Raw genomic sequence first — 23,888 nt, 5'->3', positions numbered from 1 at the left:
TGTGCGAATAATTTTGATTCTAGAATATGACGGTAGTCGTTATTGTGGATGGCAAAGTCAACCGGAAAATTGTTCAATACAGGATGCACTGGAAACTGCCTTATCTCAAATAGCTCATGAAAAAATACGCGTAATCACTGCTGGGAGAACTGATGCAGGTGTCCACGCACTCTATCAGGTCGTGCATTTTGATACTTCCGTGCAACGTCCTATCACTGCATGGGTGCGCGGTGTAAATGCGTTTCTGCCTGACGATATTGCCGTTTTGTGGGCATCAGAAACATCCGACAAGTTTCATGCGAGATATAGTGCACTTGAGCGGCGTTATTTATATTTGTTACTGAATCAGCCTGTGCGTCCAGGAATTAATCATAAAAAGGTCGGATGGTTTCATCAACCGCTGCAATTGGACATAATGCAGCGCGCCGCCAATATCTTGATTGGAGAACATGATTTTTCTGCATTTCGAGCAGCTGGGTGTCAGGCAAATTCTCCCATACGCACAATGACACAGTTGAAGATTGTTCGTCATGGGAATTTGTTTATTTTTGATTTACGCGCCAATGCATTCTTGCAGCACATGGTAAGAAATATCGTTGGTTGCCTGGTTTATGTTGGTAAAGGCAAATATTCTTCCGAATGGATGCTTGAGTTGCTAGCAGGTTGCAATCGCGCATACGCCGCGCCCACTTTTTCTGCTGCGGGCTTATACTTAGCGGGTGTGAAATATGATTCCAGCTGGTATATGCTAGGATTAGATGAAATGCCTCTTATCCCTAATATGTTCTTATATAATTAAGTATTTAGAGTTTATTATTCAATATGTCAGTGCGCGTAAAAGTGTGTGGAATTACTCGATGCGAAGATGCTGCGGTAGCAATCCGCTCAGGCGCTGATGCGATTGGTTTTGTTTTCTGGCCCCAGAGCGCACGTTATATTGATCCAAATGTTGCGTGCCTCATTTCCGCCAATATCCCACCTTTCATTTGCACGGTAGGCGTTTATGTCGATCCAGACATTGCTTGGGTTGAAGAAACTGCTCGAGTCGCTAAGTTAAATCTGCTTCAATTTCATGGTGATGAGACACCTGAATTCTGTAATCAATTTTCCCAGCCTTATATCAAAGCAATTAGAGTCAAACAAGACACAGATTTGCTACAATATGCTGAGCGATATAGCACCGCAAAAGGCTTATTGCTTGATACTTATGTGGCCGATATGCCAGGAGGTACTGGGCATGCGTTTGAGTGGGATCTCATACCCAAACATTTGTCGCTGCCACTTATTCTATCTGGTGGCCTAAATCCAGCCAATGTGTCTATGGCAATTCAACGAACTCAGCCATGGGCAGTCGATGTTTCGAGTGGAGTAGAAGCTTCGAAAGGAATTAAAGATGAAAAAAAGATTTTTGCTTTCATGCAAGGAGTAAAACAATTGTGAGTGCCTATGATCTTCCAAATAAAAACGGTCACTTTGGACCGTACGGAGGTATTTTTGTTGCTGAAACATTAATTTCGGCGCTGGAGGATTTGCGAAAGCAATATGAATTTTATCGTCACGATGCGAATTTTCAGTCAGAATTTGCTGAAGAATTAAAACATTATGTAGGACGCCCTAGCCCCATCTACCATGCTAAAAGATGGTCTGAACATTTAGGGGGCGCACAGATACTGTTAAAACGTGAGGATCTGAATCATACCGGCGCACATAAAATAAACAATACGATTGGACAAGCTTTATTGGCCCGGCGTATGGGAAAGAAACGCGTTATCGCTGAAACCGGTGCTGGTCAGCATGGTGTGGCGAGTGCTACGGTTGCAGCACGTTATGGCATGGAGTGTATTGTTTATATGGGGTCTGAAGATATTAAACGTCAGGCAACCAATGTTTATCGTATGAAGCTCCTGGGAGCAACGGTGGTGCCGGTCGAGTCGGGGTCGCGAACATTGAAAGATGCATTAAACGAGGCGATGCGTGACTGGGTTACTAATGTCGAAAATACTTTTTATATTATTGGTACAGTAGCCGGGCCTCATCCGTATCCGATGATGGTGAGGGATTTTCAAGCAGTAATAGGGAATGAAGCTAAAATACAAATGCAAGAGGATTTTACGCGGCAACCGGATGCGCTAATTGCATGCGTTGGCGGAGGATCAAATGCCATTGGTTTATTTTATCCTTATATTGATGATGTCAATGTTCAACTGATAGGTGTTGAGGCTGCAGGGAAAGGTATTGATACCGATCAACACGCGGCGACTTTATCGATGGGCAGGCCTGGGGTGCTGCATGGCAATCGCACTTATCTGATTCAAGATGGAAATGGTCAAATTGTTGAAACACACTCAATTTCTGCCGGTCTCGATTATCCTGGTGTAGGTCCCGAGCATGCTTGGCTTAAAGATTGCGGACGTGCTGAATATGTCGCGATTACCGACGATGAAGCGCTGGAAGCGTTTCATACACTGTGCCGATACGAAGGTATTATGCCGGCACTGGAATCAAGCCATGCACTGGCCTACGCGGCCAAATATGCGCCTACCTTGCCTAAAGACAAACTGTTGCTGGTTAATTTATCGGGTCGAGGTGATAAGGATATGGCAACAGTTGCGCAAATGTCCGGTTTAACACTGTAGTAAACTTACAATCAGTGCTGTTTTGTTGAATTTCTGATAAGAATTGAGAGCGGATTGAGCCGATGAACCTAGATAGCATTAAAAATTTACTCAGCTTTTTTAGCGAGCAAAGTGATACTAAAAGAACCCATCGCATTGCTAAAACATTTGCCGGATTAAAAGAACAAAATCGCAAAGCCTTGATTCCCTTTATTACGGCCGGTGATCCTCATCCTAAGTATACCATTCAATTGATGCACCAATTGGTTCAGTCAGGCGCTGATATTATTGAACTAGGTGTTCCTTTTTCCGATCCCATGGCGGATGGGCCTACCATCCAAAGATCCTCAGAACGTGCGTTAAAACATCATGTCAGCCTAGATGATGTATTGAAGTTAGTGGCTGAATTCAGAAAAACAAATATAAATACGCCGATTGTTTTGATGGGGTATGCAAATCCTGTTGAAGCCTTGGGTCAGGTGTCATTTGCTGCCAAAGCAAGAGAGTGCGGAGTTGATGGTGTTCTTATTGTTGATTATCCTCCGGAAGAATCAAGTGAATGGGTACAGTGCCTGGAGCAGCATCAAATTGATGCAATTTTTCTATTATCCCCCACTACGCATCAACAGCGCATTGAGCAAGTGGCAAAGATGGCGAAAGGCTATATTTATTATGTTTCTCTTAAAGGAGTTACCGGTGCATCGCACCTGGATCTGCAAGATGTCAGTACTAAGCTGAATCAATTGCGTCAGTATATTTCGCTGCCGATCGGTGTTGGATTTGGCATACGCGATGGCGTAACAGCTAAGGCGGTAGCAGAACTATCAGATGCTGTGGTTGTAGGTAGCAGGATAATCGAGGAAATAGAGAAGTCTTCTGAGTCAGACTTATTAAGTAATGTCGGAAGTCTGATAAAAGCATTACGTGATGCTATTGATAAGAATTAGAGTAATGCTGACAATACATTCTAGGGAACAGTTTTCATGAGTTGGTTTCAGAATATAATTCCACCTAAAATTAAACGCAAAGAAGCCGGCGAAAAGAAAATAGTGCCAGAAGGCTTGTGGAGTAAATGCATCACTTGCGAAGCGGTCTTGTATTACACCGATCTAGCCAGAAATCTAAGCGTTTGCCCAAAATGTGATTTTCATAACCGCATTTCTGCCAGAGACCGCATTGATCAATTGTTGGATCCCGAAGGTCGATTTGAAATTGGTGTCGAAGTGGTTGCGACCGATGCATTGAAATTCAAAGATAGTAAACGTTATACTGATCGACTGGCGCAGGCCAAGGAAAATACTGACGAAGATGACTCTCTAGTGGTCATGCAAGGGACTATCAAAACGATACCTGTTGTTGTTGCTGTGTTTGAGTTTGGTTTTATGGGCGGGTCGATGGGCTCTGTGGTGGGCGAACGATTTGTTCGTGGTGTGAAAACTTGTATTGATAACCATGTTCCGTTTATTTGCTTCAGTGCGAGTGGAGGGGCACGCATGCAAGAAGGTTTATTTTCTCTAATGCAAATGGCTAAAACTACAGCCGCATTAACGCGGCTGAGTCGTAATAAACTCCCCTATATTTCTGTTTTGACAGACCCTACCATGGGCGGTGTATCTGCAAGCTTTGCTTTTATTGGAGATGTTGTAATTGCGGAACCAGGAGCACTTATTGGCTTTGCTGGTCCACGAGTAATTGAGCAAACTGTGCGCCAGACACTGCCAGAAGGTTTTCAGCGCGCTGAATTCTTATTGCAACATGGTGCGATTGATATGATTATCGATCGAAGGCAAATGCGTGACAAAATTGTCAACATTTGTACACAATTGATGCGTGTTTCTATGCCGATAGCTTAAATTCTGGATTGATCAAGGGCGATGAATGTGCCGGATAGGCTTCCTGTTTCAGTTGCAGGTTGGTTAAGTTATCTCGAGGTGTTTCATCCTCAAACGGTTGAACTAGGACTGGAGCGAGTCAATCGTATTCGAGTAGAGCTTGCGTTGCAGCCTCAGTTCCCTATCATCATTGTTGGTGGAACCAACGGTAAAGGATCTGTCTGCGCAATGCTTGAATCCATATTGCATTGTGCGGGCTATGCAGTGGGCTGTTACACTTCTCCTCATTTGCTGCACTATAATGAGCGGATCCGCATCGGTAAAAAGGACATTGATGATAAGAGTCTGTGCAACGCCTTTACGCAAATATATTCAGCCTGCAGGATTCGAGGCATTTCATTAACTTATTTTGAATTTGGCACATTGGCCGCAATGTATTGTTTTGTCCAGGCAGGTGTCAATACAGCGATTCTGGAAGTTGGCCTAGGAGGGCGTCTTGACGCAGTTAATATCTTTGATGCTGATTGTTCAATTCTAACCAGTATCGATCTTGATCATGTCGAATATCTTGGCGATACGCGAGAAAAAATAGGTTTTGAAAAAGCCGCTATTTTTAGAAAAAACAAACCGGCAATTTGTGCGGAAATTGATGTACCACAATCAGTTATCCAGCAAGCTGAAAAGAACGACGCAATCTTATATCAGATTAATGAACAATTCGGTTTTTCAAAACAAGATATGCATTGGGATTTTTGGGGTCCGGAGAGTAGACGCTATTCTCTTCCATTTCCAGCTTTAAGAGGAGAAAAACAGCTACAAAATGCAAGTACCTGTCTGGCTGCATTGGATACGCTGAGAGAAGTGCTGCCCGTCAGTATGAATAATGTACGTCAGGGCTTAATGGAAGCGATTATTCCAGGACGATTTCAAGTGATTTCAACACAGCCGCTGATTATTCTGGATGTCGCGCATAATCCCAGTGCCGCGATGGTGCTGTCACAAAATCTACGTGCAACAAGGTCGACTGGACAAACCTATGCAATTGTAGCTATGTTACAAGATAAGGATATCTGTGGCGTTATTCAAGCATTAAAGAATGATATTGATTATTGGCTCGTATCTTCTGTTGATTCTTCCCGTGCTGCGACTGCGGATTATTTGATTAATGAAATCCATAAAGCCGAAGCCTCCGATGATAATCATATTCGCAAATTTTCCGACACTGGTTCTGCTTTTGTTTTTGCCTGTGAACAAGCAAGTAAAAATGATAGAATCTGCGTATTTGGATCTTTCTATACGGTGAGTGACGTGTTGCAATACTTAAACACACATCGGAGCAAGTAATCATTGGGTTTGCTTATGAGTAAAAATATCACTGAAGAAGAATTATTACTTCGGAAACGTGCCAGGAGGCGTTTGGTCGGTGCGATAATTCTGGTCCTTGTTTCCATCATTGTGTTGCCAGCTATATTCGATGAGCCTAAGCCAGATGATGAAACGCATGAAATTGCTATTAATTTACCAGGAATTGATAAAAGTACTATTGTTTCAAGCACAGAGCAAATGACTCCAGTACCTTTCAGTGAAATGGATGCAACCACTGAATTACAGAATGAACCTGAAATTTACACTCAAAATATAGAGGAGATCATTGAAGCGCACACGTATAAACTAAACGGTATTCCGATTCCCGGTATTAAACCGAAGTTTGAAAAGCGATCCACTGAAATATTAAGTGCAAACAATGCAAATTCTACGTATACCGCTACAAATGCACCTGCTGCAGCGATTAGCGCGACTGGAGCAACCAAAACTCCCCAAACCTCATCCGATGTAACAAAAGGATTTGTTATACAGTTAGGAGCATTCTCAGATCAATCAAAAGCCAAGCAACAACATGCAAATTTAGAATCAAGTGGTTTTAATGCGTATACCGAAACACTTAGAGTTGGTAATAACGAAGTGACGCGTGTGCGAATTGGGCCTTTTATGACGCGAAGCGCAGCTGAAAATGAATTAAAGAAATTAAAAAATGTTGGATTGGACGGAGTGATAATTCCCAGGTAGCACAGTAGTCTTATCAAATAAAATGATTCAGGCAAATTGTAATAATTTTGATCAATGACCGTTTTTGACTATGTTGTTCTCAGCATTTTTCTTGTATCTATAGTTTTAAGTGTTTTTCGTGGATTTGTTCGAGAATCATTAGCTATTGCGGGTTGGGTGGTTGCGTTTATAGTAGCGGGTGCGTATACATCCTTCTTTGAGCAATTTTTACCGGTTGAAATAACTGGAGAAACGTTAAGATTTTTCATTACATTTGTTTTGACTTTTCTGACCGTTTTGCTAGTTACGGCATTGATAACCATGTTATTGTCCGCTTTTATTAAAGGTATTGGGCTAGGGTTTATTGACCGATTTTTGGGTTCACTATTTGGCTTTTTGCGTGCTTTAATTATTGTTATGCTTTTGGTTCTGATCGCCGGATTAACGACGATTCCTAACCAGGTTTTTTGGCAGCAGGCTATTTTGAGTAAGCCACTGGAAGCGATAGCATTACAAATATTGCCTTGGTTACCCAATGACGTATCGAAGCATATCAATTATGAAAGGCAGGAAAATTCTTAAAATGATCCTGCATCAGTAAAATTTTATATGCTTTAATTGATTGCTTTATTGAGCAAATTTTTATCTATTTTTAAGCCGATTAAAGCAAAATTTACGGAGTGTTTCTATGTGCGGAATTCTCGGCATTGTTGCAAAATCACCAGCTAATCAATTGCTTTATGATGGCCTGTTGATGCTGCAGCATCGCGGACAAGATGCGAGCGGTATTGTAACAGCGCAGGGTAATACCTTTCACATGCATAAAGGGCTTGGTCTGGTAAGGGATGTGTTTCGCACCAGAAACATGAGAGCACTAACTGGGAATATGGGCATCGGCCATGCGCGTTATCCTACTGCAGGGTCTGCACGTTCTCCGGCCGAAGCTCAACCTTTTTATGTGAATTCACCGTTTGGTATTGTGCTGAGTCATAACGGGAATCTGACAAATGCTGATCAGCTTAATCAGGAGTTGTTTAGAGCTGATCTAAGACATGTCAATACTAATTCCGATTCGGAAGTGCTTTTGAATGTTCTTGCACACGAATTGCAGGAAAGTACGCGCAATTGTCAACTTGATCCCGCAGCCATTTTTGCTGCAGTAGCTGGCGTACATAAACGTTGTAAAGGCGCGTATGCGGTCGTGGCTATGATTGCCGGGTATGGGTTGCTCGCTTTTCGTGATCCTTGCGGAATACGTCCTTTGGTATTTGGAACTGCAGAAAATGAAATGGGAGTTGAATATCTAGTTGCTTCCGAAAGTGTTGCTTTGGATACCCTCGGATTTAAGCTGATACGTGATATAGAGCCTGGAGAGGCTATTTTTATTGACGAAGATGGCAACTTTTATAATAAACAATATGCTGCCAGTTCTTCATTAAATCCTTGTATTTTCGAGTATGTGTATTTAGCTAGACCTGATTCTGTAATCGATGGAATCTCTGTTTATGAAACACGGTTAAATATGGGAGAGTATTTGGCTGAAAAGATTAAAAGATCAATGTCTCACTTAAATATTGACGTGGTTATTCCAATACCAGATTCAGGTCGTCCTTGTGCTCTACAGTTGGCTAATTGCCTGGGGGTTAATTTTCGTGAAGGCTTTGTTAAAAATAGGTATGTTGGCCGGACTTTTATTATGCCAGGACAACAACAACGACGTAAATCGGTGCGGCAAAAATTAAATGCAATGGGTATAGAGTTTCGTGGTAAAAATGTTTTATTGGTCGATGATTCCATTGTGCGTGGCACTACAAGTCGTGAGATTGTACAGATGGCGCGCGAAGCTGGCGCAAACAAGATATATTTTGCTTCAGCAGCACCTCCGGTAAGACATCCCAATGTGTATGGTATCGATATGCCAACGCGCCAAGAATTAATCGCAACGGATCGTGATACGGACGAGATTTGTACTGAAATTGGTGCTGACTATCTGATTTTCCAGGAACTGGATGCGCTCAATCATGCCGTTTCAGTAGTCTCACCTGCTGTCAAAAAATTTGAGACTTCGTGTTTTGATGGAATCTATATTACGGGTGATATAACGCCAGATTATTTAAATTCCCTCGAATTTCAAAGAAATTCCAGTCAACTATCACATCACACTAGATACAAGACTCAATTGGACTTGAGTTTGGTCTTCTCTGAATAGTTTCTTGAGAAAACAAATCGAGTTATCTAACCGACTGATCCAAAAGCGATCAGCGTTGAATCGCTATAAATTTTGAACAATATAATTATTGCTTGAGGTTCCAATTATATGTCTGATCACTTACAACCAGAAACACTGGCACTGCATACTGGCATTCATCGTAGCCAGTTTAATGAGCATTCTGAAGCGATGTATTTAACTTCAAGCTTTGTATTTGATAGTGCCGCGCAAGCTGCTGCTCGTTTTTCCGGGGATGAGCCGGGGAATATATATTCCCGATTTACTAATCCTACCGTAACCGCATTTGAAGAACGGCTTGCGGCGTTGGAAAGTGCCGAGACATGTATTGCAACATCTTCCGGAATGTCAGCCATACTTGCATGCGTCATGGGGTTGCTATCTGCCGGCGATCATATCGTCGCATCACGAAGTTTATTTGGTGCAACAGTCAATTTATTCAATAACATACTTAAGAGATTTAATATTGAAACGACTTTCGTATCGGCGACTGATGCACATTCATGGCAAGCTGCCATACAAACAAACACTAAGCTATTCTTTCTGGAAACGCCCTCCAATCCATTAACAGAAGTATCGGATATCCCTGCTTTAGCTGAGATTGCGAAGAAGTCGGGTATTTGGCTTGTGGTCGATAACTGCTTCTGTACCCCTGTCTTGCAGAAACCGCTTGAGCTTGGCGCAGATATTGTGATTCACTCTGCTACCAAATATTTGGATGGACAAGGAAGAGTGTTAGGAGGGGCTGTCTTAGGTAAGCGCGACGTGCTTATGGATGGCGGTATCTATGGATTCTTACGTACGGCCGGGCCGACGCTAAGTGCATTCAATGCGTGGGTTATCCTCAAAGGTTTGGAAACACTTAAAATTCGTGTGGAAACGCATTCGAGAAATGCCCTGCAACTGGCCCAGTGGCTTGAATCCCATCCCAATGTGACGCGTATATTTTATCCCGGTTTAATGTCGCATCCGCAATATGAATTGGCAAAACGACAACAAAGATCTGGCGGAGGTATTGTTACTTTTGAAGTTAGAGGGGGTAAAGAGGCCGCTTGGCGCGTTATTGATTCGACGCGTTTAATATCAATTACTGCAAATTTAGGCGATACGAAGAGTACACTGACACATCCTGCAACGACAACCCATGCACGAATCAGTCAAGAGGCGCGAGACGCTGCAGGGATAACCGACGGGTTGTTGCGTATTGCAGTGGGATTAGAGTCAGTGCAAGATCTTCAGACCGATTTAGCTCGAGGCTTAGCGCTATAGCTAATGAATTTAGCAGATCGATGAGTTAAAATTACTGAACCCAATTCGCAATTAAATGACATCAGCTTTTTGGATAATGACATCCTCAATGGGAACATTCTGGTGCCCAGCATGATTCCCGGTTTTAACTTTTTTTATCGTATCGACCACATCCTGCCCCTCGACCACTTTACCAAACACGCAGTATCCAAAGCCATGCGGTGATGGATCCTTATAATTCAAAAATCCATTATTGGCTACATTGATAAAAAATTGCGCTGTTGCAGAGTGTACATCAGCCGTACGTGCCATCGCTATGGTATAAGTATCATTTTTGAGTTCGTTAGCGGCTTCATTTTGGATGGGTGCACGAGGTGTTTTTTGTTTCATTCCAGGTTCAAATCCACCCCCTTGAATCATGAAATCATCGATAACACGATGAAACAGTGTATTGTCATAGAATCCACTGGTTACATAGTCTAGAAAATTCCGTACAGTTTCAGGCGCCTTTTCGCTATCCAGTTCAATTGTTATTTCACCTAAATTGGTTTGTAATCTAACCATTATTTATCCTTTGTTAATTTGTGATTCTTGTTATTGAATATTAACGGGTAGTTTAATAATCTTTTCTATAATAACATTGCTCTTCGGTACATCACTTGGAAAAGGGCCTTTGGAGCCGGTTGGTATTGATGCAATTTTATTGACAATATCCATGCCGGAAATTACCTTGCCAAACACCGCATAACCATAGCCACTTTGATTAGGCGCCTTAAAATTTAGAAATTTGTTATCAGCAACGTTAATAAAAAATTGGGCTGATGCAGAATGAGGATCCGATGTTCGTGCCATTGCGATCGTTCCGGTCTCATTCTTCAAATCATTAGCAGCTTCATTTCGAATAGGCGCTCGTGTCGGTTTTTGGTTGAGTGCGGTATCGAATCCGCCGCCTTGAATCATAAAGCCGTCTATAACTCGGTGGAATACCGTATTTGTGAAAAAACCATCGTCAACATATTGCAGAAAATTCTCAACGGTTTTAGGCGCCTTGCCAGGATAAAGCTCAAGGACAATGCTTCCAACATTCGTTTTCATTTCAACCTTAATATTTTCTGCGTTAGCATACAGAGGAAATGAAAATAAAAAAAGGAAAAACAAAATTTGGCGAAAATACATAGTCAGGGTCCTCATCGTTAGTGGTAAACAGAGATTCAAATCTACATTATGCTATACTCATCGTCCATTCCAGTTGTATCCAAGAAGGTTCTGGATTCTATCAAAAAGACAAGTAATTCCACAATTTTATCCATTGGCTTTATGCTCAAAATATATAACTCAATCGCCCGTGAAAAACAAGGTTTTGTTCCGATTACGCCTGGTAAAGTTAAATTATATGTGTGCGGGATGACCGTTTATGATTACTGTCATTTGGGTCATGCGAGGGTGCTGGTTGTATTTGACATGGTTGTTCGCTGGTTTGAAACGAATGATTTTGCTGTCAATTACGTACGAAATATTACCGATATCGACGATAAAATCATTAAACGTGCGCAAGAAAGTAATGAATCAATTGAAACACTAACGCAGCGTTTTATTCAAGCCATGAATGAAGATGCTGCAGCATTAGGCGTTTCATCACCGACTCATGAGCCATGTGCAACACACCATATTGAAAGTATGATTCGGATGATTAGCACACTGGTAGAAAAGAATCTCGCCTACCAAGCTCATAATGGCGATGTCTATTACTCTGTACATAACTTTCCTGGTTATGGCAAGCTTTCCGGTAAATCTCTGAGCGATCTACGCGCCGGTGAGCGTGTTGATATTGATTCAAGCAAAAAGGATCCATTAGATTTTGTGTTGTGGAAATCTGCAAAACCTGGCGAACCATTCTGGGAATCTCCCTGGGGGCAAGGACGGCCGGGCTGGCACATCGAGTGCTCAGCTATGTGTGAGCAATTTCTTGGCGAGCATTTTGATATTCATGGGGGAGGGCAAGATCTACAGTTTCCGCATCATGAAAATGAGATTGCGCAAAGTGAAGGAGCACACGATTATCCATTCGTTAACTACTGGATGCACAATGGATTTGTTCGAGTTGACAATGAAAAAATGTCAAAGTCTCTAGGTAATTTCTTTACTGTCCGTGAGATATTAAAATTGTATCAACCTGAAGTGGTACGCTTTTTTATTTTGCGTGCGCACTATCGCAGCCCACTCAATTATTCTGATCAACATCTTAGAGACACAAAACTGGCACTCGATCGGCTCTATATTGCATTAAAAGAAGTTGAGTCCATTCAGGTCGCAACGATAGATTCGAATAACGCTTATGCGCAAAAATTTAAACAGGCAATGGATGATGACTTTAATACACCGGATGCAATTGCTATATTGTTTGATCTTGCCAGCGATATCAATAAAACAGGATCAAAAGAACACGCTGGGCTACTTAAGGCACTAGGTAGCTTGCTAGGGATCTTGCAGCAAAATCCCCAGGAATATTTGCAAAATAAGGCAGCTAACAGTGAATCAAACGCTTCAATCCATGATGAAATCGAGCAATTGATTCAGGAACGTATAAACGCACGGAAAGAAGGGCGCTATTCCGATGCTGATGTAATCCGGAAACAGCTGCAAGAACAAGGCATCATTCTTGAAGATGGCTCGCAAGGGACTACTTGGCGTCGTACATAGGCTATTGCAATCTGGATGTTATATTTTCCAGAGATATATCGTAGAGTTTGAGAAGTCATCAAGCTTGATACTTTTATCAGGCGGTATATCAGGAATAATAAAAGTATTGCTGATTAGAAAACTACCCGGGCGCATTTCTTGATTCACCTTCTGCCAGAGTGAAGCCATCGGAACCGGAGATAAATATGCATAAACAACATCATAGCTTGAAAAGTCATGTTTCCAGAAATCGCCCCATACTATTTTGCTGGTTGGAGTAGAAAACATGCTTCTTAATTTACTGATCAGAAAAGGTAAGGGCGCATATTCGATGCCATAAAACAAACCGTTCTTATGAGTATTTGCCAGATTACTTACTAACCCCCCGCATCCGCTTCCAATATCAATAAAGGAAAACTGATTCTGTTTGGGTAGTAATGTTGCCAGTGCCTGGTTGACGCTTTTGCTTGAAAGGTATAATGGTACCTGGGTTTTATAAGTTTTACCGTAGGTGAGTAGTAAGCAAAGAAAAAGCACTAAGAACCATGTTGATGAGATATTCAGGGCTAATACAGCAATGGCTAGAGGCATAAAAGCCAAATGGATCGGAATCCACCACTTCGGCATTCTAAGGTAATAGCTCACAAACCCGGCCAGCAATCCCTGTATCATAGCCCACGCGAAAATATTTAAAACTATTACCGATTGGAACCCAATAAAGGAACCAACACCTATTAAGGAAATGACCTGAGTGAGTAGGGCGATGATAACTGGGTGTCGAAATTTCAACATAATGAATAATGACTATAAGTTTATAAAGAGCTTGCTCCTGGATTTTGCAACAATTCTTTAGTGGGTTCTTCCTGTATATCAATATCAACGGAAGGATTATCCATAGTGATCGCTTTTTCAGCTTTCTCATTCATAACAACGATGCTGATCCGACGATTAATTGGGTTAAGCGGTTCGTTCTTATCGAATAATACTGCCGAAGACAATCCAACAACTTGCAGCATTTTGCTCGCATCCATGCCACCTACAATCAATTCTCGTCGTGAAGCATTGGCGCGGTCAGCCGAAAGCTCCCAATTACTGTAACCTTTGTCACCGGTCGGAAAAGGCTTCGCATCCGTATGCCCGGAAAGACTGATTTTGTTAGTTACTTCGTTAAGCATCTTGCCAATTTCACGCAGAATAGTTCGGGTATAGGGTTGTAATTCCGCTCTTCCAAGGGCAAACATAGGCCGGTTTTGCTCATCAACGATCTGGATTCTCAATCCATCTGTTGTAATGTCGAGTAACAGTTGGTTTGCAAACCTTTGCAGTTGGGGGTTGGCTTCAATGGCTTCCTCGATTTTCTTTTTTAACCCTTCGAGTTTCTCCAATTCAATCCGCTCCTTGATAATCTTTACGGCTTGCTTATTGGCGGGGTCATCTATAACAATTTCTCCTTTCTTTACTTGGCCGTGCTGACGTGTGAGATCAGTGCCGCCTCCTTTAATTACACTATTACTCTCTCCAATGCTGGAGCCGCCCATAAAGGCAATTCTTAATGGTGTTTGAAAATAATCCGAGATGCCCTCTAATTGACTCTGGTCTGATGATCCCAGTAGCCACATCAGTAAAAAAAAGGCCATCATGGCAGTCACGAAATCTGCATAGGCAATTTTCCAGGCACCACCATGGTGACCACCGGCCACCTTCTTAATCCGTTTGATAACTATTGGGCGCTGTGAAAGATCATCAGCCATAAATATTCTCGCAAATTAAGTTGGGTGTCATGTCGGAAAAATTATGCATTACTTAGATTTACTTTGTTTAACATGCTCTTCCAATTCTATGAAAGAGGGCCTTTCGGTGGTAAATAAAACTTTCCGGCCGAATTCGACCGCTAGCACCGGTGAATAACCGTTCAAATTGGCTAATAACGTAATTTTGATACATTCAAACATTTTGCTGGATTCATGGAGATTGTGCTCGAGTTTGCCAGCCAAGGGGCTGACAAATCCGTAAGCCAGCAAAATTCCCAAGAATGTGCCCACTAGGGCTGCAGCGATCAAAACGCCTAATTCCGAGGGCGGAAGATGAACGGATTCCATCGTATGCACTACGCCCATAACCGCTGCCACAATACCAAAAGCTGGCAACCCATCACCCAGTTTTGCGACTGTATGGACGGGCACTTCTCCTTCCTGATGATGCGTTTCCAATTCGCTGTCCATGAGACTCTCGATTTCCAGAGAATTAAGATTTCCGCCGACCATTAACCGTAAATAGTCGGTAATAAATTCAGTAATATGGTGATCAGCTAAAATATCCGGGTATTTGGTGAAAATGGGGCTATTCGACGGATCATCCACATCCCCTTCAATGGACATCAGCCCTTCTTTGCGAATTTTCCCCAGTACCTCATAGAGTAATGTCATCAGATCCATATAAAGCGTTTTGGTATATTTAGAACCTTTGAAGACGGTAGGCAAAGCCTTCATAGTGGCCTTAATCGCTTTATTTGAATTGCCGACTACAAACGCCCCAATAGCGCCACCACCGATCATAAGAATTTCCACAGGTTGCCATAAAGAAGCTAAGTGACCTCCTGCTAACGCAAAACCGCCAAATACAGAAATAATAATAATGATATAACCAACGGATACGAGCATTGCGATGACTCCCTAGAATGTAATTGCGCAATTGTTTGATGGCAAATTCTGAAGTGAGAAGTTAGCACATCGCTACCTTAATCATTCTTGAAGAAAAGGTTGATTTTCCCCGTATTTTCCGGTTTTTTATTTTTTTTACAGTGGTAACGAGAAAACGAGTGATACACTGTTTAGTGAAATGTGATCTGCAAGTGATTGATGCAGATTGATTTATCAGGGATGGCCGCTGGAGCAGTTAACTAACCGTTAAATTTGGTTGAGAGTTTTGATCAATTTCTTGTTGTCGTTGTAATTCCCACATGCGCGCATATTGATCGTTCATTGCCAGCAACTGTTGATGTGTGCCACGCTCAATGATGCGTCCATGATCCATTACCAGGATTTGATCAGCATCAGCAATGGTGGATAATCGATGGGCGATGGTCAATGTTGTTCGGTTCTTTGCAATGCGTTTTAACTCGACCTGAATACGTTTTTCTGAATTTGAATCCAGAGCTGATGTGGCTTCGTCAAAAATCAGCATGACTGGATTCTTTAAAATAGTACGAGCAATGGCTACGCGTTGTTTCTCGCCGCCAGATAGTTTTAAGCCGCGTTCACCGACGATGGTTTCATATTTCTCAGGAAGGCTCTCAATAAAATCATGGATATGCGCTGATCTTGCGGCTGCGTAGACTTCATCCGCAGTGGCATCCGGACGCCCATAAGCAATGTTGTAATAAATACTATCGTTAAATAACACCGTGTCTTGCGGTACGATGCCCATGGCAGTACGCAGGCTTTGCTGGGTGACGTCACGGATGTCCTGATCGTTGATCAGAATGCAGCCCGACTGCACGTCATAAAAACGGAACAACAAGCGGGCCAGTGTGGATTTCCCTGAGCCACTGTGACCTACAACGGCGATATTTTGTCCGGCGGGGATATCAAAGCTGACATCAAACAAAATTTGACGATTGGGTTCATAGCTGAAATTGACGTGCTCAAAATGGATCGTTGCATTGCTGGCATCGAGTATTTGTGCTTCGGGTTTGTCCTGAATTTCCTTGTTTTCCTCCAGTAAGGTAAACATGCGCTCCATGTCTGCGAGTGAGTGCTTGATTTCGCGGTACACAAAACCGAGGAAATGTAGCGGCATATAAAGCTGTAGCATAAAAGCATTGATCAGCACCAAATCGCCTAGCGTCATATGACCGTCAATGACCTGATCAGCTGCCAACAGCATGAGCAGCGTGACGCCTACAGCAATAATTGCGCTTTGTCCTGCATTAAGCGTTGCCAGCGAAGTTTGATTGCGTACGGCGGCTTTTTCCCATGATTGTAAGTGCTCATCGTAACGCCGGGCTTCCCAGGATTCATTGCCAAAATATTTGACCGTTTCGTAATTCAGCAAACTATCGATGGCTTGCGTGTTGGCTTTTGAATCCATGTTATTCATGGTGCGGCGGAAAATCATGCGCCATTCGGTGACGATCAGTGTCAGTGAGATATAAGCCAGTAAGGTCGAGACAATGATGATGGCAAACCAGATGTCGTACTTGCTGATGAGTATGGCCAATACCAGCCCGATTTCCAGCAGTGTCGGCAGAATATTGAACAGCATAAAATTCAACAGGAATGAAATGCCACGCGTGCCGCGTTCGATATCTCGCGAAACGCCGCCAGTTTGCCGTTCCAAATGAAAACGCAGTGACAATGAATGCAGATGACTAAATACTTTGTTGGCTACGCGCCGGATTGCGCGTTGTGTCACTTTGGCGAAGATGGCATCGCGCAATTCACCAAATAGAGTACTGCACAGGCGTAACACCCCATAACTCATCAGCAAAAAAACGGGTAATACCAGCTCAGCACGCGTTTGATCCAGAGCATCGACAATTTCCTTCAGAACCAGAGGGACGGAAACATTGGCTAATTTGGCCAATACCAGCAGACCGAGCGCTAAAACAACCCTGACTTTGAATTCCCATAAATAGGGTAATAGTGAAGCAATTGTTTTGAAATTGCTGCGGGTGGCTGCTGGCTTCTCAAGGCGAGTAGGGCGCATCAAATGTTATTTTGCGGGCAAATTAAAGTAATAATAAATAGCTAATCGAACATCCGGATAAAGTGACAACGCCGAGCCAGCACCAAATCCACATTAATTTTCCCGGACGATGCTGATCGGGCATATTTTTACTAAATACGGCCTGCATGTTTAATACGGCGAAAATGGGAGCTGCTACAAAAGATACGACGGTGGCAATTTTAACCAGGTCGCGCATTGATGCGAGATAAAAGAACAGGATGAATAACGTTCCTGTAATAATGATCAATAGCCAGACCAGATAGGTTTTCTCATTATTCAGCGGTGATCTTTGGGGAAATATCAGTGCTGATGCGGCGCTGATTGAGCGCGGGAAAGCGTCGAGTACGGTTAATGTGGTGCTGAACATAGTTGCCAATGCTGCGATGGCAACAACTGGATATGCCCACTGACCTAACGCCTGTTGGTACATATCAATCAATTGTCCTGCAAAGGCCGCGCCTCCAGCCGCGAAAGGGATATTGCTGCCATACATCACCAGCGCACCCAATAATAAAAAGCAGATCGCCAAAAAAGCTGTTCCAATATAACCCACTCTAAAATCAAATAGGGTATCTTGCATGCTGGTTAACTTACCCTCACTTTCATTTTTGCTTTTAGCCCAAATGGAATGCCATACAGAAAGATCAAGAGGTGCGGGCATCCAACCAAGAAATGTCGCCAGAAAAATTAAATGCACGGTATCAGAAAATGAGAAAAATACAGTTGCAGATTTGTGGTGACCGGGATTGTCAAATAACAACATAATCACAGCAGCAATCGAAGTGACCGCAAGCACCAGGATAATAACTTTCATTAATTTATCCAGAAGCTTATAGCGACCACTGACCAGCAAGATCAAAGCAAACAACAGCAAGATACTACTGATAATGAAAGCGACTATTTGCGGATCATGTCCACCCAGTCCTTCGAGACCGAAAATATTCGTTATTAAACCAGCAGTTACTACAGTTATTGCGGCTTGAACGATAAACATGGTTGATATTGACAGGAGTAAATAGAGCCAGATAGCCCATTTTCCCAGTTTCAAATATCCGTGCAAAATATGCTGCCCTGTTGCTGCGGTATAGCGCGGACCAAACTCAAAGAAAGGATACTTGATTAAATGAATAATAATAATCGCAATAATTAATTCGAATCCAAACATGCCACCGGCTTGAGTGGATTGAACCAAATGAGAAACACCTACAGCTGCGCCTGCATAGAGTAATCCAGGCCCTAGGCGTGAAATAAAATGACTAAAAAGTTTGTGCAGTAACATCGCTCGTTATTTTGTAGGCAATAGGGATCACTCGCTCGGTCAACAAAATTTGCTTCCCGGTTTAGCTGATGAATAAAAATTATTGCTGATCATCTTGAGTTCCTGAATTATCGGCGGTAAGGTAACACATGTATGGATATTTTGCTTCTCAACCGCGCAGTTGAAAGCATCCATGTCTATAACAATCTAAACCTAAAATACTTAGCTGGGGCAATTATGGAGATTACCTGTTATCGTGATCCTGAGATCCATCGGGAGACTCGCAAATTACCGGCAAATACATATAATCTGGCCATCACTTTATTAACGCGCTGCTCGACCCGGCATTTGTTTGTGCCTATCCGCGCGATGCAATATATGGCCATTGTTGATAACGATGAGTTTGTGTTTATAGATGGGGAGCGTAAATGCTGGATTGATATCGCTTGGTGCAATTTCAGGCGGGAAGATCGTGATGCGTTGAATCAGCCGGTCGTTTATGATGCAATCTATTATCGTGAGGACATGTCAGAAATTATGACCCGATTGCAAATGGAATTGCCCCTTGCATTGCAGACCTTGGTCAGCAAAGCTAAGTTGGACGGCCCGGCGCGAATCTTGCATTTTCCGGCAAAGCGCTAATCATCTTCATCCAGTTCGGTATCCCAGCCTTTCTCTTTCGCGTTTGCAATGGCTTGTGCGTATAGTTGCGCATGCCGTTCACGTAACTCCTCGGGTAAACGGCTTGGCAGGTGTGCATAGGGTTCCCAGGCAGCATAGACTTTTTCATATATAGATTGCATTTGCGCGCCGCTCCAGCCGGTGCAAGTTTCGGATTCAGGCAAAATGCCGAACACCCAGGCATCTCGTACGATGCGACCCAGATGGGTGAGACCCCCATTTTTGTCTTGATCAATACCTACATATATTTGTTCTATCATCGTGTTAATCTCATTATTGTCGGTGTTATATGCAACTTTTACTTAGCGTTTGATTGTGTCAGTCTTGGGTTTCGTATCAAAGCGTTGCAGTATATGATGCGTCATGTTTTTAGCAAGCTCTTCTTCGCTAAAAAATACGGTGCCAACATTATCCTTGCGTAGCAATGCCGTTTCATCCTCATTGCGAGTGCGTAATACAATTTCGATTGCAGGGTTTAAGGTGCATGCAGTATCAATCATTTGACGAATATTTAATGGATCGGGAACTGCAATGACTAGCATCGCCGCATCGGTAATATGCGCCTGGATTAATACCGAAGGTTCTGTTGCATCACCGGATACTGCATTAATGCTTTGTTTTCGCAAATCCTGTACCAGTTCGCGATTTTGCTCGGCAACGACAAATGGAATATCCTGGTCTTTAAGTGCTTGTCCAATGCGCTCACCTACGTGACCATAGCCGACGAGAACAACCTGACCCTGCAGGTATTTGCGTTCGGTACTCATGGGTAATTCAGCATACGGATCATCGCGACTTTCATATTTTCGCGCCACGGCAGAATGTTTCAAGATCCAGTTGCGGATAGGCACAATAACCGCGAAAGCGATCGGATTAAAAGCGATAGAAATCAACGCGCCAGCGAGTACCAGGCTCATTCCTTCGGCAGGCATCAATTCAAGCGACAGCCCCAATCCTGCCAGTATAAATGAAAATTCTCCGATTTGTCCGAGGCTGGCCGCTACGGTTAATGAAGTACTGAGCGGATAACGCAGAATCAGTACCAGCAACATGGCTGCTATTGATTTGCCCACAATAATAATCGCGACGACTGCTAAAACCCGCATAGGCTCATCGATCAATACGGCAGGATCAAACAACATGCCTACTGAGACAAAAAACAACACTGCAAAAGCATCGCGTAGCGGCAATGATTCTTCCGCAGCGCGATGACTGAATTTTGATTCGCGCATCACCATGCCTGCAAAGAAGGCGCCCAATGCAAACGACACATTGAATAATGCTGCGGCGCCATAGGCAATACAAATAGCAGCGGCGACAACCGCCAGCGTAAACAATTCGCGCGAACCCGTGCGGGCAACCTGCCATAACAGCCAAGGCAGCAAACGCAGTCCAACAATAAACATGAAAGCGATAAAAGCTGAAACCAGTAGCAAAGTGATTCCAATCGTTTGCCACAAAGGATCTGCCGCAGTTTCAGTGCCGTTTGATCCGCCCAACATGGTAGCAAATGAAGGTAGCAATACCAGAATCAGAACCGTGACTAAATCTTCAACAATCAACCAGCCGATCGCAATGCGGCCGGTCATGGTTTCCAGCAATCCCCGCGACTCAATTGCTTTTAGGAGTACGACTGTACTGGCACAGGATAGTGATAAGCCCAGTACTAATGCTGCACCGAAATCCCAACCCCACCAGTCGGCCAGGGCGATACCCAGTAGAGTTGCAACAGTCATTTGCACTATCGCGCCCGGCAAAGCGATACGCTTGACAGCTAATAGATCATTCAAAGAGAAATGTAATCCGACACCAAACATCAGTAACATCACGCCGATTTCCGCTAATTGCGCAGCAATGCCGATATCTGCGACAAACCCAGGTGTTGCAGGGCCGATTGCAATTCCGGCCAATAAATAGCCAACCAGGGCAGGGGTTTTTAATTTTTCTGCAATAAAGCCAAAAATCAAAGCCAAACCAAAACCTGCTGCAATCGTAGTAATCAGGGTAATGTTATGTTCCATACAGATTCAAGCTCAAGGTTAGATAAACAAGCGTATTGGGATTCAGAAAAAATTCAAGGTGCTTCAACTTCAATCATGTCATTGGGGATTTCATCCAATAAAGCGGGAGTGTTTAGGAATTTTTCAAATTCGATGCGCTCTTCGTCGATGGCTTCAAGGATCTGCTGCTTAAATTCTTCGCGCGAGAATGCTTCTTCTAGCATCAAGAGCAATTTCTCGACGGTTAATCCAATAGTGATCCCGCCAATGATACCACCGATGGCTGCACCAATGGCTGTGCCAATGCCGGGAATGAATGAACCTAACGCCATTCCGGTTGCGGCGCCAGCTGCGGCTCCGCCTAAAGCGCTGACTGCTTTACCGGCGGTCACTTTGATCAAAGCTTGTGCGCCTAATTTGATGATGCCTTTCCCGGCGACTTTCGCTGTGATCTTGCCGGCAATCGCACCGGTGATCGCACCCGCGGTGCCTATGCCACCGGAAATCAGCATGCGGTTTTCCAAATTAACAATCACGCTGTGCGTAGGCGGTTCTTTCAGCGCACTAAGCGAGGCCTGAAGGACAATATCAAGCTGTGAATTGTCGATGCGATCAATGCGATTATCAGTGAGTATTCGCTCAACTTTCTGTAAATGCTCAGCGCGCAATTGCAGATTATTGTGCAGCACGTCTTCAATGGATTGTTGTACAGGCCCAAATGCATTGCCTTGCATTAGATAACTCTGCAGCTTTTCAGCCATCCAGTTTTCCAATACGCCGGTAGCAAGCGCCACAATACGTTCATACTCACCTGGCAGGCTATAATACCAATCGAGATAATCATCAACATTGTCAATCATTTGCTTAAATCCGAGATCGGTAGTTTTGCGCAATTGATCCAGTGAAGTTTCCAGATTGAGCAAACTTTCGAGATAAGCTTGTTCAATCTGTTGCGCAGTTCCAGGTCTGTAGTAATCATCTCCTATCTTTTCCACCGTTTGCACGACAATTTTCTGGGAGGTGCGAATTTCTTCCACAGTTTTCGGATTAGATCGCATCCAGGCATCGACATAGACAGTTGACGGTACGTAAATGAAGAAAACAAAAAAAGTAGCAAACGCCGATGTGATTCCCCAGGCCCAAGGTGAAACTGCAGGTGGATCATCGCTATCCTGTATCGGAGCGAATACACGGCGATATTCGTATAAAGGAACCATGAAGCTGGAAACGCCCAAGGCTACATTGAAGAAAAACACTAAGCTGCCCAGAAAAACTGCGCCTAAATAAAGCATATTGCTGAATGAGTGCAAACTACTGAGCGCATAGCGCTTTACGCCTTCTATAAAACCCAGTAACCGGTTGGTTTCAAGAATTAAAATGCTATTTGTGGCTCCATCCAATTTCTGGCTTTCCGTTGCGACCGCTTCAGCCAGTGATGCATATTGACGATTTACATTGCTGTGGTTGATGGAAACTACAAAAAATATCGACATAACCAATGAAGTTACCCAGCGTGACCAGGATAAAGATTTATGTACGGCAATGTATGGTTTGTATTCACGTGCAGCCAAAGGGAAGAAAACAGCATAAATAGCCGCGAATACGGGGATTACAGCAAAAAATGCGATCCATTCCCGTTTATCAGCTGAGCCGAGATAAAACAATAATAAAAATGCAAAAATAACTGACCACAGCAGCCACCCGATATACGATAAAATTCGCCGGGTGAATAACCAATGCAAGATGCCAAGCTTCTTGAACTGACTGGAAAGATAAATTCTTTGTATTGTCACCGCATAAATAGCGGCAAAGTAAATAGGTAAGCCAAATAGGAGCGTTACCAGCAAGGCAAACCATAATTGTTGATCCGGAATCAATCTCCCGAGGAAGTAAGCAAATGCAAGCCAGCTTGCGGAAAATGCCAGATAACCAAGCGCTGTTATAAAGCTGAAATTTTTAAACGCTGAGAACACCGCAATGATTCCTTCATGATCGACAACCGGAGATGAATTTGAGCTGTAACAGGATGGTATAGAACCTGATAGCCTGCTGATAGTAGACTTTATTGGCTACTGACTGTCAAGATATTGATGAAGCAAGGGCACTGTTCCGTTAATGCCAAAGCAAGGTGGGCTGATTCAACCAGGATTAGTATAATAATATTTCACATAACCAATTGAATGAATATATGAAACATTGGTAATGTCACATTGTAATGCGATTTTCTCACAAATAGTAATAGTAAACCCAGATTTCCCCTTAGGATAATTCCCTGATCCAGGGAATGACACATATAAGATCGATCAGTATTGAAGATATCCGGCTTGCCCAGTCGATCATGGCGAACAAATAAACGAATCCACGCTTCATTGGGATATACGTGATATCTGCTGCCCAGACATGGTTTGAGCGGGTGATGAACAAGTTCCGCAACAGATACGGATAGACTGGATGCGCCTGATACTGCGTGCTGGTGTTGGGCTTGCGGTAGATTACATGGATTCCCATTCGCTTCATCAGCGTAGATACACGACGCCGACCGAATAGGCCTCCTTCACGCTTGAGCATTTTGGA

Annotated in this window: 22 protein-coding genes and 1 pseudogene; 12 read left to right on the top strand and 11 right to left on the bottom strand. The window is 43.2% G+C overall.

What is annotated here, in order from left to right:
• The first annotated feature begins 1 nt into the window (after position 1).
• The 10 genes from truA to K2Q13_RS05355 all read left to right on the top strand — a co-directional run bounded on the left by truA (position 2) and on the right by K2Q13_RS05355 (position 9,989).
• Positions 2–799: a tRNA pseudouridine(38-40) synthase TruA gene (gene truA, locus K2Q13_RS05400; RefSeq protein WP_292919747.1), complete on the top strand. Its 798-nt coding sequence runs from the start codon at positions 2–4 to the stop codon at positions 797–799.
• Positions 800–822: 23 nt separating this feature from the next.
• Positions 823–1,440, top strand: a complete 618-nt coding sequence (locus K2Q13_RS05395; protein ID WP_292919745.1) for a phosphoribosylanthranilate isomerase — start codon at positions 823–825, stop codon at positions 1,438–1,440.
• A complete protein-coding gene (gene trpB, locus K2Q13_RS05390) occupies positions 1,437–2,636 on the top strand; it encodes a tryptophan synthase subunit beta (protein WP_292919743.1) in 1,200 nt (399 codons plus the stop codon). The genes K2Q13_RS05395 and trpB overlap by 4 nt, the downstream gene beginning before the upstream one ends.
• A gap of 62 nt (positions 2,637–2,698) precedes the next feature.
• Entirely contained in the window at positions 2,699–3,562 is an 864-nt protein-coding gene (gene trpA / locus K2Q13_RS05385; protein WP_292919741.1) for a tryptophan synthase subunit alpha, read from the top strand.
• 36 nt (positions 3,563–3,598) lie between these two features.
• A complete protein-coding gene (gene accD / locus K2Q13_RS05380; RefSeq protein ID WP_292919739.1) occupies positions 3,599–4,468 on the top strand; it encodes an acetyl-CoA carboxylase, carboxyltransferase subunit beta in 870 nt (289 codons plus the stop codon).
• 21 nt (positions 4,469–4,489) lie between these two features.
• Positions 4,490–5,791, top strand: a complete 1,302-nt coding sequence (gene folC, locus K2Q13_RS05375; RefSeq protein ID WP_292919737.1) for a bifunctional tetrahydrofolate synthase/dihydrofolate synthase — start codon at positions 4,490–4,492, stop codon at positions 5,789–5,791.
• Positions 5,792–5,806: 15 nt separating this feature from the next.
• A complete protein-coding gene (locus K2Q13_RS05370) occupies positions 5,807–6,514 on the top strand; it encodes an SPOR domain-containing protein (RefSeq protein WP_292919735.1) in 708 nt (235 codons plus the stop codon).
• A gap of 54 nt (positions 6,515–6,568) precedes the next feature.
• The gene (locus K2Q13_RS05365) at positions 6,569–7,075 is read left to right on the top strand and encodes a CvpA family protein (RefSeq protein ID WP_292919733.1); all 507 of its coding nucleotides are present in this window, start codon (positions 6,569–6,571) and stop codon (positions 7,073–7,075) included.
• A 106-nt stretch (positions 7,076–7,181) separates the two neighbouring features.
• Positions 7,182–8,702 (top strand): amidophosphoribosyltransferase, encoded by a 1,521-nt coding sequence (purF, locus tag K2Q13_RS05360; RefSeq protein WP_292919731.1) that lies wholly within the window; start codon positions 7,182–7,184, stop codon positions 8,700–8,702.
• 108 nt (positions 8,703–8,810) lie between these two features.
• The gene (locus K2Q13_RS05355) at positions 8,811–9,989 is read left to right on the top strand and encodes an O-succinylhomoserine sulfhydrylase (protein ID WP_292919729.1); all 1,179 of its coding nucleotides are present in this window, start codon (positions 8,811–8,813) and stop codon (positions 9,987–9,989) included.
• 51 nt (positions 9,990–10,040) lie between these two features.
• Here K2Q13_RS05355 and K2Q13_RS05350 read toward each other — a convergent pair whose 3' ends face one another.
• Positions 10,041–10,532, bottom strand: coding sequence for a peptidylprolyl isomerase (locus K2Q13_RS05350; RefSeq protein ID WP_292919727.1), 492 nt, complete (start codon positions 10,530–10,532; stop codon positions 10,041–10,043).
• 30 nt (positions 10,533–10,562) lie between these two features.
• A complete protein-coding gene (locus tag K2Q13_RS05345) occupies positions 10,563–11,144 on the bottom strand; it encodes a peptidylprolyl isomerase (protein ID WP_292919725.1) in 582 nt (193 codons plus the stop codon).
• A gap of 141 nt (positions 11,145–11,285) precedes the next feature.
• On the opposite strand from K2Q13_RS05345, the gene cysS reads away from it, so the two are divergent.
• Positions 11,286–12,668 (top strand): cysteine--tRNA ligase, encoded by a 1,383-nt coding sequence (gene cysS / locus K2Q13_RS05340; RefSeq protein ID WP_292919858.1) that lies wholly within the window; start codon positions 11,286–11,288, stop codon positions 12,666–12,668.
• Positions 12,669–12,686: 18 nt separating this feature from the next.
• Here the strand turns inward: cysS and K2Q13_RS05335 are convergent, their stop codons facing one another.
• The 5 genes from K2Q13_RS05335 to K2Q13_RS05315 all read right to left on the bottom strand — a co-directional run bounded on the left by K2Q13_RS05335 (position 12,687) and on the right by K2Q13_RS05315 (position 18,654).
• Positions 12,687–13,319 (bottom strand): hypothetical protein, encoded by a 633-nt coding sequence (locus K2Q13_RS05335; protein ID WP_292919723.1) that lies wholly within the window; start codon positions 13,317–13,319, stop codon positions 12,687–12,689.
• A 140-nt stretch (positions 13,320–13,459) separates the two neighbouring features.
• Positions 13,460–14,398, bottom strand: coding sequence for a flagellar motor protein MotB (gene motB, locus K2Q13_RS05330; protein WP_292919721.1), 939 nt, complete (start codon positions 14,396–14,398; stop codon positions 13,460–13,462).
• A gap of 48 nt (positions 14,399–14,446) precedes the next feature.
• A complete protein-coding gene (gene motA / locus K2Q13_RS05325; protein ID WP_292919719.1) occupies positions 14,447–15,307 on the bottom strand; it encodes a flagellar motor stator protein MotA in 861 nt (286 codons plus the stop codon).
• A 235-nt stretch (positions 15,308–15,542) separates the two neighbouring features.
• The gene (locus K2Q13_RS05320; protein ID WP_292919717.1) at positions 15,543–17,354 is read right to left on the bottom strand and encodes an ABC transporter ATP-binding protein/permease; all 1,812 of its coding nucleotides are present in this window, start codon (positions 17,352–17,354) and stop codon (positions 15,543–15,545) included.
• A gap of 22 nt (positions 17,355–17,376) precedes the next feature.
• On the bottom strand, positions 17,377–18,654 hold the full coding sequence (locus K2Q13_RS05315; protein WP_292919715.1) for a divalent metal cation transporter: 1,278 nt from the start codon (positions 18,652–18,654) through the stop codon (positions 17,377–17,379).
• A 132-nt stretch (positions 18,655–18,786) separates the two neighbouring features.
• Between K2Q13_RS05315 and K2Q13_RS05310 the strand changes: the two genes are divergently transcribed.
• Positions 18,787–19,275, top strand: a complete 489-nt coding sequence (locus K2Q13_RS05310) for a hypothetical protein (protein WP_365725313.1) — start codon at positions 18,787–18,789, stop codon at positions 19,273–19,275.
• Here K2Q13_RS05310 and K2Q13_RS05305 read toward each other — a convergent pair.
• From K2Q13_RS05305 to K2Q13_RS05290, 4 genes and pseudogenes are all read right to left on the bottom strand, one after another.
• Positions 19,272–19,574, bottom strand: a complete 303-nt coding sequence (locus K2Q13_RS05305) for a hypothetical protein (RefSeq protein ID WP_292919713.1) — start codon at positions 19,572–19,574, stop codon at positions 19,272–19,274. The two genes, K2Q13_RS05310 and K2Q13_RS05305, sit on opposite strands and share 4 nt — an antisense overlap.
• 42 nt (positions 19,575–19,616) lie before the next feature.
• Positions 19,617–21,335 (bottom strand): YbaL family putative K(+) efflux transporter, encoded by a 1,719-nt coding sequence (gene ybaL / locus K2Q13_RS05300; protein WP_292919711.1) that lies wholly within the window; start codon positions 21,333–21,335, stop codon positions 19,617–19,619.
• 53 nt (positions 21,336–21,388) lie between these two features.
• Positions 21,389–23,287 (bottom strand): hypothetical protein, encoded by a 1,899-nt coding sequence (locus tag K2Q13_RS05295; RefSeq protein WP_292919709.1) that lies wholly within the window; start codon positions 23,285–23,287, stop codon positions 21,389–21,391.
• Positions 23,288–23,636: 349 nt separating this feature from the next.
• Positions 23,637–23,888 (bottom strand): annotated as a pseudogene (locus K2Q13_RS05290) (IS3 family transposase); the annotation flags it as partial.

Origin of the sequence: Nitrosomonas sp. (assembly GCF_019752095.1) — a bacterium.
Lineage (GTDB): Bacteria > Pseudomonadota > Gammaproteobacteria > Burkholderiales > Nitrosomonadaceae > Nitrosomonas.
This window is presented reverse-complemented; position numbering and strand designations above follow the sequence as displayed.

Excerpts from the sequence above, each read along its gene's own strand:
- K2Q13_RS05395 (WP_292919745.1), top strand. The coding sequence starts at position 823 with ATGTCAGTGCGCGTAAAAGTGTGTGGAATTACTCGATGCGAAGATGCT.
- trpA (WP_292919741.1), top strand. The coding sequence starts at position 2,699 with ATGAACCTAGATAGCATTAAAAATTTACTCAGCTTTTTTAGCGAGCAA.
- accD (WP_292919739.1), top strand. The coding sequence starts at position 3,599 with ATGAGTTGGTTTCAGAATATAATTCCACCTAAAATTAAACGCAAAGAA.
- folC (WP_292919737.1), top strand. The coding sequence starts at position 4,490 with ATGAATGTGCCGGATAGGCTTCCTGTTTCAGTTGCAGGTTGGTTAAGT.
- K2Q13_RS05370 (WP_292919735.1), top strand. The coding sequence starts at position 5,807 with ATGAGTAAAAATATCACTGAAGAAGAATTATTACTTCGGAAACGTGCC.
- K2Q13_RS05365 (WP_292919733.1), top strand. The coding sequence starts at position 6,569 with ATGACCGTTTTTGACTATGTTGTTCTCAGCATTTTTCTTGTATCTATA.
- purF (WP_292919731.1), top strand. The coding sequence starts at position 7,182 with ATGTGCGGAATTCTCGGCATTGTTGCAAAATCACCAGCTAATCAATTG.
- K2Q13_RS05355 (WP_292919729.1), top strand. The coding sequence starts at position 8,811 with ATGTCTGATCACTTACAACCAGAAACACTGGCACTGCATACTGGCATT.
- K2Q13_RS05350 (WP_292919727.1), bottom strand. The coding sequence starts at position 10,532 with ATGGTTAGATTACAAACCAATTTAGGTGAAATAACAATTGAACTGGAT.
- K2Q13_RS05345 (WP_292919725.1), bottom strand. The coding sequence starts at position 11,144 with ATGTATTTTCGCCAAATTTTGTTTTTCCTTTTTTTATTTTCATTTCCT.
- cysS (WP_292919858.1), top strand. The coding sequence starts at position 11,286 with ATGCTCAAAATATATAACTCAATCGCCCGTGAAAAACAAGGTTTTGTT.
- K2Q13_RS05335 (WP_292919723.1), bottom strand. The coding sequence starts at position 13,319 with ATGATACAGGGATTGCTGGCCGGGTTTGTGAGCTATTACCTTAGAATG.
- motB (WP_292919721.1), bottom strand. The coding sequence starts at position 14,398 with ATGGCTGATGATCTTTCACAGCGCCCAATAGTTATCAAACGGATTAAG.
- motA (WP_292919719.1), bottom strand. The coding sequence starts at position 15,307 with ATGCTCGTATCCGTTGGTTATATCATTATTATTATTTCTGTATTTGGC.
- K2Q13_RS05320 (WP_292919717.1), bottom strand. The coding sequence starts at position 17,354 with ATGCGCCCTACTCGCCTTGAGAAGCCAGCAGCCACCCGCAGCAATTTC.
- K2Q13_RS05315 (WP_292919715.1), bottom strand. The coding sequence starts at position 18,654 with ATGTTACTGCACAAACTTTTTAGTCATTTTATTTCACGCCTAGGGCCT.
- K2Q13_RS05310 (WP_365725313.1), top strand. The coding sequence starts at position 18,787 with ATGGATATTTTGCTTCTCAACCGCGCAGTTGAAAGCATCCATGTCTAT.
- K2Q13_RS05305 (WP_292919713.1), bottom strand. The coding sequence starts at position 19,574 with ATGATAGAACAAATATATGTAGGTATTGATCAAGACAAAAATGGGGGT.
- ybaL (WP_292919711.1), bottom strand. The coding sequence starts at position 21,335 with ATGGAACATAACATTACCCTGATTACTACGATTGCAGCAGGTTTTGGT.